At 66.9% G+C, this 12,544-nt stretch carries 11 protein-coding genes; 2 read left to right on the forward strand and 9 right to left on the reverse strand.

Going from position 1 to position 12,544, the window contains the following annotated elements; translation table 11 throughout:
- Positions 1-3 precede the first annotated feature (3 nt).
- The 4 genes from edd to ASD80_RS01795 all read right to left on the reverse strand — a co-directional run bounded on the left by edd (position 4) and on the right by ASD80_RS01795 (position 5,215).
- On the reverse strand, positions 4-1,818 hold the full coding sequence (gene edd / locus ASD80_RS01780; RefSeq protein ID WP_056228062.1) for a phosphogluconate dehydratase: 1,815 nt from the start codon (positions 1,816-1,818) through the stop codon (positions 4-6).
- A 70-nt stretch (positions 1,819-1,888) separates the two neighbouring features.
- Complete coding sequence (gene pgl / locus ASD80_RS01785) at positions 1,889-2,584, reverse strand: 6-phosphogluconolactonase (protein ID WP_056228065.1); 696 nt, start codon at positions 2,582-2,584, stop codon at positions 1,889-1,891.
- A gap of 194 nt (positions 2,585-2,778) precedes the next feature.
- Positions 2,779-4,260 carry a glucose-6-phosphate dehydrogenase gene (gene zwf, locus ASD80_RS01790; RefSeq protein ID WP_056228068.1) on the reverse strand — a complete coding sequence of 494 codons (1,482 nt, stop codon included), beginning with the start codon at positions 4,258-4,260 and terminating at the stop codon, positions 2,779-2,781.
- A gap of 13 nt (positions 4,261-4,273) precedes the next feature.
- Entirely contained in the window at positions 4,274-5,215 is a 942-nt protein-coding gene (locus ASD80_RS01795) for a BadF/BadG/BcrA/BcrD ATPase family protein (RefSeq protein WP_162247298.1), read from the reverse strand.
- Positions 5,216-5,428: 213 nt separating this feature from the next.
- Here ASD80_RS01795 and cobU point away from each other — a divergent pair, with 213 nt between their 5' ends.
- Positions 5,429-5,974, forward strand: coding sequence for a bifunctional adenosylcobinamide kinase/adenosylcobinamide-phosphate guanylyltransferase (cobU, locus tag ASD80_RS01800; RefSeq protein ID WP_056228073.1), 546 nt, complete (start codon positions 5,429-5,431; stop codon positions 5,972-5,974).
- Positions 5,975-6,122: 148 nt separating this feature from the next.
- On the opposite strand, the gene cbiB is transcribed toward cobU, so the two are convergent.
- The 4 genes from cbiB to cobA form a co-directional block, all read right to left on the reverse strand.
- A complete protein-coding gene (cbiB, locus tag ASD80_RS01805; protein WP_056228075.1) occupies positions 6,123-7,082 on the reverse strand; it encodes an adenosylcobinamide-phosphate synthase CbiB in 960 nt (319 codons plus the stop codon).
- Between the two features lie 148 nt (positions 7,083-7,230).
- Positions 7,231-8,694 carry a cobyric acid synthase gene (locus tag ASD80_RS01810; protein WP_156460276.1) on the reverse strand — a complete coding sequence of 488 codons (1,464 nt, stop codon included), beginning with the start codon at positions 8,692-8,694 and terminating at the stop codon, positions 7,231-7,233.
- Positions 8,695-8,762: 68 nt separating this feature from the next.
- A complete protein-coding gene (locus tag ASD80_RS01815; protein WP_056228081.1) occupies positions 8,763-10,052 on the reverse strand; it encodes a cobyrinate a,c-diamide synthase in 1,290 nt (429 codons plus the stop codon).
- 174 nt (positions 10,053-10,226) lie between these two features.
- Positions 10,227-11,036 (reverse strand): uroporphyrinogen-III C-methyltransferase, encoded by an 810-nt coding sequence (cobA, locus tag ASD80_RS01820; RefSeq protein ID WP_056228085.1) that lies wholly within the window; start codon positions 11,034-11,036, stop codon positions 10,227-10,229.
- A 278-nt stretch (positions 11,037-11,314) separates the two neighbouring features.
- Between cobA and ASD80_RS01825 the strand changes: the two genes are divergently transcribed.
- Entirely contained in the window at positions 11,315-12,043 is a 729-nt protein-coding gene (locus ASD80_RS01825; protein ID WP_056228086.1) for a cobalt-precorrin-6A reductase, read from the forward strand.
- On the opposite strand, the gene ASD80_RS18680 is transcribed toward ASD80_RS01825, so the two are convergent.
- Positions 11,977-12,396, reverse strand: coding sequence for a cobalamin biosynthesis protein (locus ASD80_RS18680; RefSeq protein WP_056228089.1), 420 nt, complete (start codon positions 12,394-12,396; stop codon positions 11,977-11,979). The two genes, ASD80_RS01825 and ASD80_RS18680, sit on opposite strands and share 67 nt — an antisense overlap.
- Between the last annotated feature and the right edge of the window lie 148 nt (positions 12,397-12,544).

A 12,544-nucleotide genomic window follows, 5' to 3' on the forward strand; every position in this document is an offset into this window, starting at 1 on the left:
CCCCTACTGGAACACGCTGGCGCCCCTGTCCGCCACGCCGACGAGGCTCCTGAAGCCGGCGAAGAGTTCGCGGCCCATGCCGTAATGCTGGGGGCGGAGGTCTTCGGTGGCGGGGGTGCGGGAGAGGAATTCGCGTTCGTCGCCGAGGAAGGTGAGCGTGCCTTCATTGGCGTCGAGGCGGATGAGGTCGCCGTCGCGGATCTTGGAGATGGGGCCGCCGTCGATGGCTTCGGGCGTCATGTGGATGGCGGCGGGGACCTTGCCGGAGGCGCCGGACATGCGGCCGTCGGTGAGGAGAGCGACCTTGAAGCCGCGATCCTGCAGGATGCCGAGCGAGGGGGTGAGCTTATGGAGTTCGGGCATGCCGAGGGCGCGGGGGCCGGAGAAGCGGACCACGGCGATCATGTCGCCGGTGAGTTCGCCGGCCTTGAAGGCGGCCTGCAGGCCTTCCTGGCCATGGAAGACGCGGGCGGGGGCTTCGACCACGCGGTGCTCGGGCTTGACGGCGGAGACCTTGATGACCGAGCGGCCGAGATTGCCAGTGAGGAGCTTGAGGCCGCCCGAGGTCTGGAACGGGGCCTTGGTCGAGGTCAGCACTTTGGGCAGGGCGGATTCCTTCGGCGCGGGTTCGAAGGTGAGCTTGTCCTCGATGAGCTTGGCTTCGACCTTGTAGCCGGAGAGGCCCTCGCCCCAGACCGTCTTGACGTCTTCGTGCAGGTGCCCGGATTCCAGCAGTTCCTGGATGAGGAAGCCCATGCCGCCGGCGGCGTGGAAATGGTTCACGTCGGCCACGCCATTGGGGTAGACGCGGGCCAGCAGGGGCGTCGCGTCGCTGAGATCGCTCATGTCGTCCCAGGTGACCTGAAGGCCGGCGGCGGCGGCGATGGCGATGAGGTGCATGGTGTGATTGGTGGAGCCGCCGGTAGCGTGCAGGCCCACCAGGCCGTTGACGATGGCCTTTTCGTCGATGACGTGACCGACCGGGGTGTAGTTATTGCCCAGGGCGGTCAGCGACAGGGCGCGGACGGTGGCTTCCTTGGTCAAGGCGTCACGCAAGGGGGTGCCGGGATTGACGAAGCTGGCGCCGGGCAGGTGCAGGCCCATGATCTCCATGAGCATCTGGTTGCTGTTCGCGGTGCCGTAGAAGGTGCAGGTGCCGGCCGAGTGGTAGGACTTGCTCTCGGCTTCGAGCAGTTCGGCGCGGCCGACCTTGCCCTCCATATAGAGCTGGCGGACCTTGCTCTTTTCGTCATTGGGCAGGCCCGAGGGCATGGGGCCGGCGGGCACGAAGACGGCCGGCAGATGGCCGAAGGTCAGGGCGCCGATGAGCAGGCCGGGCACGATCTTGTCGCAGATGCCGAGATAGACAGCCGCGTCGAACATGTTGTGGCTGAGGGCGATGGCCGTCGACATGGCGATGACGTCGCGGGAGAACAGCGAGAGGTCCATGCCCGGCTGGCCCTGGGTGACGCCATCACACATGGCGGGGACGCCGCCGGCGACCTGGGCGGTGGCGCCGATGGAACGGGCCGCTTCCTTGATGATATCGGGGTAGAATTGATAGGGCTGATGGGCCGAGAGCATGTCGTTATAGCTGGTGACGATGCCCAGATTGAGCGCCTTGTTGCCGGCGAGCTGGGCCTTTTCGGCCGGCGAGCAGGCGGCGAAGGCGTGGGCGAGATTGCCGCAGGACAGCACGGCGCGGTTGACGCCGGCTTCGCGCGCGGCGTCGAGGCGGTTCAGGTAGTCCCGGCGGCTGTCGCGGCTGCGCGCGGCAATGCGGGTGGTGACATCCTGGATGGCCTGGTGGACAGACATGGTCGAGCTCCTACAAAATGACCGGAGCCGCGTAGTGGCCTAAGCAGTCGATTGGGGACCGCGAAGGGGACTATGGGCACCAGTAGACAGTGACGGCGTGGCCGGACCGCAGGACGGCACGAATGGGCATGTCCGCGACGGGACCATCGCCCAGAGCCGTGTCGAGCACGTCGGCCTTTTCCTCCCCTTCGATATGAAGGTACAGCCCATCCGTGCGGAGGAGACGCGGAAGGGTAAAGGTGATGCGCGGCTCGCCGGCGCCGGGCGCGCGGATGGCGAGGGCCGGGCCTTCGGCGCTCAGCGCCTGGTCGAGCGTGTCGCCGCCGGGGAAGAAGCTGGCAGTGTGACCGTCATTGCCCATGCCGAGGATGACGGCGGCGAAAGTGTCGGGCAGGTCGGCCAGGAGCGCATTGGTTTTGGCGACATGGGCCGCGTCGGGCTCGGCGCCGCCCGAATAGAGCGGGAAGAAGCGGGCGGTGGCGGCGGGGCCCTGCAGCATGCGCTCGTTGACGAGGAGCGCGTTGGAGCGATCATTGGTTTCATCGACCCAGCGCTCGTCGACCAGGGTGACGATGACCTTGGACCAGTCGATGTCCTTGGTCTTGCCCAGGGCCTGGAAGAAACGGCCGGGGGTGGAGCCGCCGCTGACCGCGATGGCTGCCGTTCCGCGCGTCTCGATGGCGGCGCGGATGCGATCGGCCACGGCCTCGGCCAGTTCCCTGGCGAGGGTGGGCTTGTCGGCGAAGCTGCGGCGGTCGATGGTCATGGGCCGGTCACTCGTGGTCATGGGCCGATATGGCCCTGATGTCTCAGTCGACACCCTCCCCCTCGCGGGGAGGGATCAAGGGTGGGGGGCGGTTGGCCCGGATATCCGAGCTCCCAACACCCCCTCCCAACCTCCCCCGTCAAGGGGGAGGTGCCGCCTGGTGGATGCGGGTCTATCGCACCCAACAGGCCTCATCACACATCATCCTCATACCATGTCCGGCCGTCGCGTTCGATCAATGCGATGGCGCCGGATGGGCCCCAGGTGCCGGCGGTGTAGGCCTGCGGGGGTTCGCTGGCGCGTTCCCAGGCTTCGCGGATCGGGTCGATCCATTTCCAGGCGGCTTCGAGTTCGTCGCGGCGCATGAACAGGGTCTGGCTGCCGCGGATCACGTCCATCAGCAGGCGCTCATAGGCTTCGGGCGTGCGCTCGGTGAAGGTGGCGGCGAAGCTCAGGTTCAGCGGCACTTCGCGCAGGCGCATGCCGCCGGGACCCGGATCCTTGATCATCATCATCAGCTTGACGCCCTCGTCGGGCTGCAGGCGGATGATGAGCTTGTTGGCCTTGGGCGCGCCTTCGGCGTGATCGAAGATGGAGTGCGGGATCGGCTTGAACTGGATGCAAATCTCCGAGACGCGGCTGGCCATGCGCTTGCCGGTGCGGAAATAGAAGGGCACGCCCGACCAGCGCCAGTTTTCGACTTCCGCCTTGAGGGCGACGAAGGTTTCGGTGCGGCTGCCCTTTTTCTCGTCGGGCAATTCGTCCTGATAGCCGGCGACCGAGGTGGTTTCGGACTTCACGCCCTTATACTGGCCGCGCACGGTGTTGCGGGCCACGTCGCCATTGCTGATCGGCTTGAGCGCGCGCAAAACCTTGAGCTTTTCGTCGCGCAGGGCATTGGCGTCGTCGCTGGCCGGCGGCTCCATGGCCACGAGGCAGAGGAGCTGCAGCATGTGGTTCTGGATCATGTCGCGCAGGGCGCCGCTCTCGTCGTAATAGCCGCGCGTGCCGGCGCCGACCGATTCCGCCACGGTCAGCTGGACATGGTCGATATGGGCCGAATTCCAGATCGGCTCGAACAGCGTATTGGCGAAGCGCAGGGCCAGCAGGTTCTGGACGGTCTCTTTGCCGAGATAATGGTCGATACGATAGACCTGATCTTCCTTGAATATCTTGGCGACGCCGTCGTTGATTTCGACCGACGAAGCCAGGTCGTGGCCCAGCGGCTTTTCGATGACGACGCGGGCATCGCGGCGATAGAGCTTCTTGCTGTGGAGATATTCGGCGATGGGCTCGAACAGGTCGGGCGCCACCGCGAGGTAGAAGGCGCGGATGACCTTGGGATCGTCGCGCAGCTTGGCGCCGAGATCGCCGGCCTCGTCGGGCTTGCTGGCGTCGACCGGGACATAGGAGAAAATCTTGATGAAGCGGTCGATGACCTTTTCGTCCTGATATTCCTTCTCGACGAACTGGGCGATGGCGTCGCGCGCCGCTTTCTGGAAATCGGCGTCGGAGAGCTTGGATCGCGAGGCGCCGATGATGCGGCTATTGTCGTCGAACTGGCCGTCCTTGAAGCGATGATACAGCGCCGGGATCAGCTTGCGCTTGGTCAGGTCGCCCGTGGCGCCGAACACCACATAGTCGAAAGGCTGGACGGGAATGATACGGCTGGACACTGGGGCAAGTCCCTTAGTTTGACGCAAAGTTCTGCTTGGCGAGGATGACGGCCCCATGGAGGGGCTCGAATTTGGGCAGGGCGACGAAATTGCCGTAGCGCTGCGAGAGAATGGGGTAGAGGCGCTCGCCGAAGCCGCCGACAATGGCCATGACCTGGGCGCCATGTTTTTTGAACCAGCGGGCATAGGTGTCGATGTATTCGAGCTCGATATCGAGCATCTTGCGGGCAACCGGGTCGCCTTTTTCGAGATAATCGATGAAAAGCGGCATCAGCTTGCCGAATTCGGCCGGGGCGCGGCCGATGAGGGCATCGTCGCATCCCTCGCTGCCATCGCTGCTGGTGATCCTGAGGTCGAGCGCCGTGGCGAAAGCCCAGGCCATGACGGCCTGATTGTCGCCGCCGAGCCGGGCGATTACTGCCTTGGTCAGCGGCGAGGCCTCGACCAGGCCATCTTCAGCCTCGACCGAATAGCGCATCAGCTCGCGGCCGAGAATGGCGCCGCTCATCTGGTCGCCGGTGGGAAAGCCCCAGCCGCCGGCCTGGTGGCGCTTGCCATCGACGATGGACATGGCGGCCGATCCGGTGCCGACGATGATGACCCCGCCCTCTTCGCCGCCAAGGGCGCCAGCATGGGCAATATCGATATCGTCATAGACCTTCACCCCGGCGAAGGGCCAGGGACGGGCGGCGAATTCGGCGCGGGCAGAATCCATGCGGCCGCCGGCCATGCCGAAGCAGGCATAGGTATTGGCGGTTTCGGCATAATCGAGGCCGGCCGCCCTGAACACGTCGCGGGTGCCGTCGCTGATGGCCTTGAAGGCAGGCTCGCCATCGTCGATCTGCAGGTTGGAGCGGCCGTTCCTGACTTCGGCCAGCGTCTTCAGATTCTCGTCGGCCAGACGCACGCGGCAATTGGTACCGCCACCATCAACGCCAAGGTAGTATCTGGTCACGCCAGGGTGCTCCGAACTTTGGGGGATTCTAGGGTCTGGTTTCGGCGCGGACCATAATGCGAAAGATGCTAAGACGAAAGTAGAATAAGGCACAAAAAGCAGCCGCCAGGGACGCTGCAGGCATGGCCTGCCGCCATGGATGGCGCAACCCGTTCGGCGCTCGCGCTTTTTGCTGTTATGACCGCAGCGGCGGACGGTTACGGAGAGGTGCAAATGACTGGACATGTGCTGGTGCTGGGCGGGGCGCGCTCGGGCAAGACGGCCTTTGCCGAGCAGTTGGCCATTCGCAGCGGCAGCAGGCCCGCCTATATGGCGACGGCCCAGGCGCTGGACGCCGAAATGCGCGACCGGGTGGCCAGCCACCGCGCCGGGCGGGCCGCACGCTTCACCACGATCGAGGAACCGCTGGCGCTATCGGATGCGCTGGTGGCGGCGGCGAAAAAGCACGATGTGATCCTGGTGGATTGCCTGACGCTGTGGATCACCAATCTGCTGGTGGCCAACGAGGACGTGGCCAAGGCGGTGAGCGAACTGGGGGCGACGCTGGTGCAGCTCAAGGCGGCCAGGGTGATCCTGGTGAGCAATGAGGTGGGGCTGGGCATCGTGCCCGATAATGCCATGGCGCGGACGTTTCGCGACCTGGCGGGATCGGCGCATCAGCGGCTGGCCGAGATTTGCGACGAGGTGCATTTCATCGTGGCCGGGCTGCCGATGACGCTGAAGAGCGCGGCGGGGCGGGGGCGAGTGTATGAGGCTTGAGGGGTGGGGCACGCCCTCGTGGTTCGAGGCGCTGAAGAAGCGCACCTCACCATGAGGGCTACTTTTAGCCCGGTGTTCCAGTAGCCTCATGGTGAGGTGCGAGCCCTTCGCGAGCCTCGAACCACGAGGGCGTGGCAAGGCCCCGCGCCTAAGCCACCCAGACCAATAGCGCCACTACCACACTCAGCCCCAGCAGCACATTGAGCGTGCTGCGATAGAGCACCAGTGCGCGCAGGATGTCGCTGCCGACCAGAGCCGATTTACCGTCGCCGAAGCTGGGGAGGTCGACCAGTTCGCCATCGTAGCTGCGCGGGCCACCCAGCTTGAAGCCGAGGGCGCCGGCGAAGGCGGCTTCGGGCCAGCCGGCATTGGGGGATTCGTGCTTGGAAGCATCACGGCGGGCGGCGGCCCAGGCCTTGCTGGGGCTGGCATGGGGCGTGATGAAGCAGGCGGCGATAACGAGAATGGCGGTAAGGCGGGCGGGGAGCCAGTTGACGAGATCATCGAGCTTGGCGGCGGCCCAGCCATAGTCTCGATAGCGCTCGTTCATGTGGCCGATCATGGAATCGGCGGTGTTGATGGCCTTGTAGAGGGCGATGCCGGGCAGGCCGAAAACGACCAGCCAGAACCAGGGGGCGACGACACCGTCGGAGGTGCTTTCAGCCAGGGTTTCGATGGCGGCGCGGGCGGCGCCGGCCTCATCGAGCGCCTGCGGGTCGCGGCCGACAATGTGGCTGACGGATTCGCGGCCGGCTTCGAGCGAGGTGCGCAGGGCGGTGGCAACGGCTTCGACGGCGCGGCCGAGTTCCTTTTGCGCGAGGAAGGGCGTGGCGACGAGGATTTCGAGCACCCAGCCGAAGGGGAGGCTGCGCAGGAGCTGCTGGACCATGAGCGCAACGACAAGCGTGACCAACAGCAGCAGGCCGAGCGTGAAAATGCCGGCATCGCGGCGTTGGCTGGGCGTGCGCTCGCGCTTGTCGACGCCTTTTTCCATGAAGGTGATGAAACGGCCGATCCAGATGACGGGATGGCCGATGGCGTCAGTGAGGCGGGGCGGATAGCCGAGCCAGCGCTCCAGCAGCAGCGCGAGGGGGGGAATGAAGGACATCAGAATACCCCCTCATCCGCCCTTCGGGCACCTTCTCCCACCAGGGGAGAAGGGGACGGAACCGAGACATCGCAGTCGGAACCCTTCTCCCCTCGTGGGAGAAGGTGGCTCGGCGCAGCCGAGACGGATGAGGGGGCAGCAGCCACTTTCACCATTGAACGTCCTCCGCCAACGCCAGCAGGGCTTCGATATCGAGATGCTTTTCGAGGTGGGCGGCCAGATCGTCAAGGGCCTGCTCGACGCCCGCTTCATAGGCGAGGTCGGGGCTGGCGGCGTTGCCGAGGACAGCGCGGCGGAACGGATCGGCGGCGAAGAGGCCGTGCAGGTAGGTGCCGGCGACGCGGCCATCCGGGCTCACGGCGCCTTCGTTTTCACCAGCGACATGAGCAAAGGGGCGGTTGCGGTCGGGGCCCGAGGTGGCGCCCATATGCATGTGATAGCCGCTGATGGCGGCGCCGGAGGCGGCGTGAACGGCCTGTTCGACGCGGAGTTGCTTGACCGGGGTAAGCGTGGTTTCGACGTCGAGCAGGCCGAGGCCGGGACTGCTGCCGGGGGGGCCCTCGACGCCATCGGGATCGGCGATGGTGCGGCCGAGCATCTGGTAGCCGCCGCAGATGCCGAGGATTTGGCCACCGGCGCGGTGGTGGGCGGCAACGTCGACATCCCAGCCGTTGTGGCGGAGGGCGGCGAGATCGCTGCGCGTCGCCTTGGAGCCGGGCAGGATGATCAGATCGGCGTTGCGGGGCAGCGGCTGGCCAGGCTCGACGAGGATGAGACTGACGCCAGGCTCGGCGCGCAGGGGATCTAGATCATCGAAATTGGCGATGCGCGGCAGGCGAGGCACGGCGATGGTGAAGGCCCCTGCCCGGCTGGATGAATAGGATTCCAGCGCGAGGACGTCTTCGGCGGGGAGTTTTGTGGCGTCGGTGAACCAGGGGACGGGGCCGAAGCAGGGGACGCCGGTGCGCTGCGCGATGAAACGAACGCCGTCGGCGAAGAGGGCGGGATCGCCCTGGAACTTGTTGACCAGGGTGCCGCGAACCAGCGCCGCATCGGCGGGATCGATGACGGCGAAGGTGCCGACCAGCGAGGCGATGACGCCGCCGCGGTGGATGTCGCCGACGAGAACCACCGGCACATTGGCGGCCTGGGCGAAGCCGAAATTGGCGAGATCGTTGGCGCGCAGATTGACCTCGGAGGCGCTGCCGGCGCCCTCGACGACAACCACATCCAAATCACGGGCAAGCTCCGAGAAAGCGGCAAGAATTTCGGGCATCAGCTTGCCCCTTTCCTGCCAGTATGCCCGCGCCGACATGGAGGCGCGGCGCTGGCCACGCACCACGACCTGCGAGCCGGTTTCCTGCTCGGGCTTGAGCAGCACCGGGTTCATGGCCGTGACGGGGTCGCGGCGGGCGGCGCGGGCCTGCAGGGCCTGGGCGCGGCCGATTTCGCCTCCATCCGCGGTGACGGCGGCGTTGTTGGACATGTTCTGCGGCTTGAAGGGGGCGACGCGGAGGCCGCGATTGACCAGCGCGCGGCAGAGGCCGGCGACGAGGAGGGATTTGCCGACATCGGAGCCGGTGCCCATGAACATCAGGGATTTAGCTGGCATCGGTCCCCCTCATCCGCCCCTTCGGGGCACCTTCTCCCACAAGGGGAGAAGGGAAGAAAGAGGCAGCATCAAGCCGCATCCACGACATGGGCGTAAGACCCCATGACGCGGTTGATAGCGGCGCCCATGGGGGGCAAGGGATCGCCGCGGGCGTCGGTGGCGGCGAAGAGGGGCGGCAGGCGGGATTGGCGGGCCGAGGAATAGTGGAATTCGTGGCCGTTGAGAGCGCGGGGCCAGGGGAGCGGGCCGGACTGGGTGAGGCGGCGATAGCCGAGGATGCGTTTGGGCCGATCGATGCGCGTGGTGACGGGCAGCAGGCCGGCCATGGGGTGGCCCTGCCCCGACTTGTCAACGAGGGTTTCGCCGAGAACCATGAAGCCACCGCATTCGCCATAGAGCAGCGCGCCCCGGTCGCGGGCGGCGATGAGGCCGGCTTTGAAACGTGCCGCATTGGCGAGAGTGTCCGCATGGAGTTCGGGATAACCGCCGGGGAGGTAGATGGCGTCGGCAGCGGCTGATGGGGCTTCGTTGGCCAGGGGCGAGAAGAAGCTGAGGGTGGCGCCCATGGCGCGCCAGCCGTCGACAATATGCGGGTAAAGGAAGGCGAAGGCGTCGTCGCGGGCCACGGCAATGTGTTGGCCGAGGGGCGGCAGCGGCGCGGGGGCCGTGTCGGCAGCGGCGATGGGGGTGGCGAGCGCGGTGAGGCGGGGGAGATCGATGTAGTTGCTGACGGCTTCGGCGGCGGCGGCGAGGAAGGTGTCGAAGGCGGCGACTTCGCCGGGCAGGACGAGGCCGAGATGGCGTTCGGGGATGGCCAAAGCCGCATCGCGGGGGATGGCGCCGAGGCAGGGAATGCCGGTCGCGGTGAGGGCGTCGAGCAGCATGCGCTCGTGCTTCATGGAGGCGACGCGATTGAGCACGGTGGCGGCAATGCGGACGCCGGGGCGCCAATTGGCGAAGCCGGCGACGAGGGGGGCGACAGACTGGCTCTGGCGCTCGGCATCGACGACAAGGATGACGGGGAGCTCGAGCAGTTCGGCGAGATCGGCGGTGGAGCCGGTATGGTCGGCGGCGCCATCGAAGAGGCCCATGACGCCTTCGACCAGCAGCAGATCGGCGCCGGTGGATTGGGTGGCGGCGAGGGATTTGAGGCGGGCGGCGGACATGGACCAGGGGTCGAGATTGACCGCCTCGCGCAGGGCGGCGCGGGCGAGGAAGGCGGGGTCGATATAGTCGGGGCCGGTCTTGGCGGGGGCGACGACGCGGCCGCTGCGACGCAGGGCGGCGAGCAGGCCGAGGGTGATGGTGGTCTTGCCGGAGCCGGAGCGGGGGGCGGCGATGATGAGGCCGGATGTCATGGGTGGGCGCCGATTCTGGCAGTCGACCTTCCCTCCCCCAGGGGAGGGATCGAGGGTGGGGGTCCTTCAGTGATCCACAAGGCGACCCCCTCCCCAGCTTTGCTACGGCCCTTCGGGCCTAGCGGCGCAACCCTCCCCCTAAGGGGGAGGGTGGGCAGATTGTGAGATCTTTGCTCAGCCAAAGACATGCCTCCGGGCTTCATCGACATACCAATCGAGGCTCTGCCGGTAAGCGCTGACGGGGCCGAGGACGACGATGGCGGGCGTGGGCACATCGGCGAGGGTGTGGGCATCAGCGAGAGTGGTTTCGATGATGGACTGGGCGGGCGTTGCGGCGTGGGAGACCACGGCGAGGCGGTCGGTGGCGGGGCGGCCGGCGGCGAGGAGCTTTTGCGCGATGGAGGCGAGGTGTTTTACCGCCATGAACATGACGATGACAGGGGCGGCGTTGGCGACGGCGGCCCAATCGACGGAATGGGGGACCGCGCCGGTTTCGTCGTGGCCGGTGAGGAAGATCACGGCGTGGTTGGTGTCGCGGTGGGTGATCGGGATGCCGGCATAGGCGGGACCGGCGAGGCCGGCGGAAATGCCGGGGACGATGCGGAAGGGGATGCCGGCGCGGGCCAAGGCCCCGGCCTCTTCACCGCCGCGGCCGAACATGAAGGGGTCGCCGCCCTTGAGGCGGAGGACGCGCTTGCCGGAACGGGCGAGGTCGATCAGTTGCAGGGTGATGTCGGCCTGCTTGGGCGAGGGCTTGCCGCCGCGCTTGCCGGCGAAGATTTTCTCGGTGTGCTTGGGGGCCATGGCGAGGAGGTCGGGCGAGACGAGGGCGTCATGCACGATGATGTCGGCCTGGCCGAGGGCGTGGTAGGCGAGCAGCGAGACGAGGCCGGGGCCGCCGGGGCCGGCGCCGACGAGCCAGACCGAGCCGGGCTGCAGCGGGGGGAAATCGGCGTGGTCGAGGGCGGCGAAATGGCCAGGCATTAGCGATGTGCTCCTGGGACTACGTCGGTGGGTTCGCGTGCGTGGCGATGAACACGGAGGCCGGAGCTGGCGCCTCCCTCCCCCTTGAGGGGAGGGATTGAGGGAGGGGGTCCGTCGGTGGGCCACAAAGCGACCCCCTCCCCAGCTCTGCTACGGCCCCTTGGGCCGAGCGGCGCTACCCTCCCCTCAAGGGGGAGGGTGGGAAGGAGCCGATAGTAGTGCCCTTGTAGGCCCCGGTCCGAATGGGCACATTGGAGGAAAGGAGCACCGGCAAAGCCATGAAAATCCTGATCCTGGGCGGCACCGGCGAGGCGCGGGAGCTGGCTAATCGGCTGGTGGCGATGGGGCATGAGGTGACGACCTCGCTGGCGGGGCGCACGCAGGGCCCCAAGCTCCCCGAAGGCAAGATGCGCATGGGCAAGTTCGGCGGGATTCCGGGGCTGGCAGCGTATCTGAAAGTGGCTGGGATCGATCGGCTGGTGGATGCGACCCATCCCTATGCCGGGCTGATTTCCATCAATGCAGTGGCGGCGGCGCAGCAGGCCAGGGTGCCGCTGGTGCGCTATATGCGACCGGCCTGGGAGCAGCAGATCGGCGCCGACTGGATGACGGTGGAGACTGTGGCCGAGGCCGCGGCAGCTTTGCCGGCCAATGCCGATGTGCTGCTGACGACGGGCCATAGCGGGCTGGAACATTTTCTCGAACGGGACGATTGCCAGTTCGTGGTGCGGACCATCGAGGCGCCGGCCATGGACCTGCCGCCCCATGCCAGCCTGTTGCAGACGCGGCCGCCCTATTCGGTGGCCGACGAAATGGCGCTGATGCAGCGGGAGGGCATCACTCATCTGGTCACCAAGAATTCGGGTGGCGGGCAGACTGCGGCCAAGCTGGAAGCGGCGCAGAAACTGGGGGTCAAGGTTATCATGATCGCGCGGCCGGTCTATGGCCCGGCCAATGAAGTGGCGAGCCTGGATGAGGCGATTGCGGCGCTGGATATCGGTGGCTGACCGAAGGCGTCGAGCGTGAAGCCCGGGCCGCAATCGGCCAGGGCGCAGGTGGCGTAGCGCGATTTGCGTTTGCCCAGGCGCAGCGGGCCGGCGGCGGCGGCGGCGCCTTCGGCAAGGCCGAGCATGGTCAGGTCGCCATCATCGAGCAGGCGCAAAGGCACGCCGAAATGGGCGGCGACATGCAGCGGGAGAGCGGTGCCCAGCTTGCGCTTGTGGGTGGCGATGGCGGCGAGATGGGTGGCGGCAAGACCGGCCTCGGCCAGGCTGGCCGCGATCAGGTCGATCAGCTCCTGCGCCGTGGCGGCGCTGGCAAAGCCGATTCCGGCGACGATGCGTCCCGATACTTGCGTCATCCGTGGCCTCGTGCAGTTCGGACTTGGTCCCCGATTTGGGTCGACCGCACCGAATTCTGTTTCAGTTCCATCGCGGGAACTCTGCGCGACCTGCTTGTAGGCGGGGGGAAGCGCGTGGTCAATCAATGGCTTGCGGCGGGCTGCGTCC

The sequence above is a fragment of the Devosia sp. Root635 genome, from assembly GCF_001427605.1.
GTDB lineage: Bacteria > Pseudomonadota > Alphaproteobacteria > Rhizobiales > Devosiaceae > Devosia.

Excerpts from the sequence above, each read along its gene's own strand:
- cobA (WP_056228085.1), bottom strand. The coding sequence starts at position 11,036 with ATGCCTGGCCATTTCGCCGCCCTCGACCACGCCGATTTCCCCCCGCTG.
- cobU (WP_056228073.1), top strand. The coding sequence starts at position 5,429 with ATGACTGGACATGTGCTGGTGCTGGGCGGGGCGCGCTCGGGCAAGACG.
- ASD80_RS01815 (WP_056228081.1), bottom strand. The coding sequence starts at position 10,052 with ATGACATCCGGCCTCATCATCGCCGCCCCCCGCTCCGGCTCCGGCAAG.
- pgl (WP_056228065.1), bottom strand. The coding sequence starts at position 2,584 with ATGACCATCGACCGCCGCAGCTTCGCCGACAAGCCCACCCTCGCCAGG.
- ASD80_RS18680 (WP_056228089.1), bottom strand. The coding sequence starts at position 12,396 with ATGACGCAAGTATCGGGACGCATCGTCGCCGGAATCGGCTTTGCCAGC.
- ASD80_RS01825 (WP_056228086.1), top strand. The coding sequence starts at position 11,315 with ATGAAAATCCTGATCCTGGGCGGCACCGGCGAGGCGCGGGAGCTGGCT.
- edd (WP_056228062.1), bottom strand. The coding sequence starts at position 1,818 with ATGTCTGTCCACCAGGCCATCCAGGATGTCACCACCCGCATTGCCGCG.
- ASD80_RS01810 (WP_156460276.1), bottom strand. The coding sequence starts at position 8,694 with ATGCCAGCTAAATCCCTGATGTTCATGGGCACCGGCTCCGATGTCGGC.
- cbiB (WP_056228075.1), bottom strand. The coding sequence starts at position 7,082 with ATGTCCTTCATTCCCCCCCTCGCGCTGCTGCTGGAGCGCTGGCTCGGC.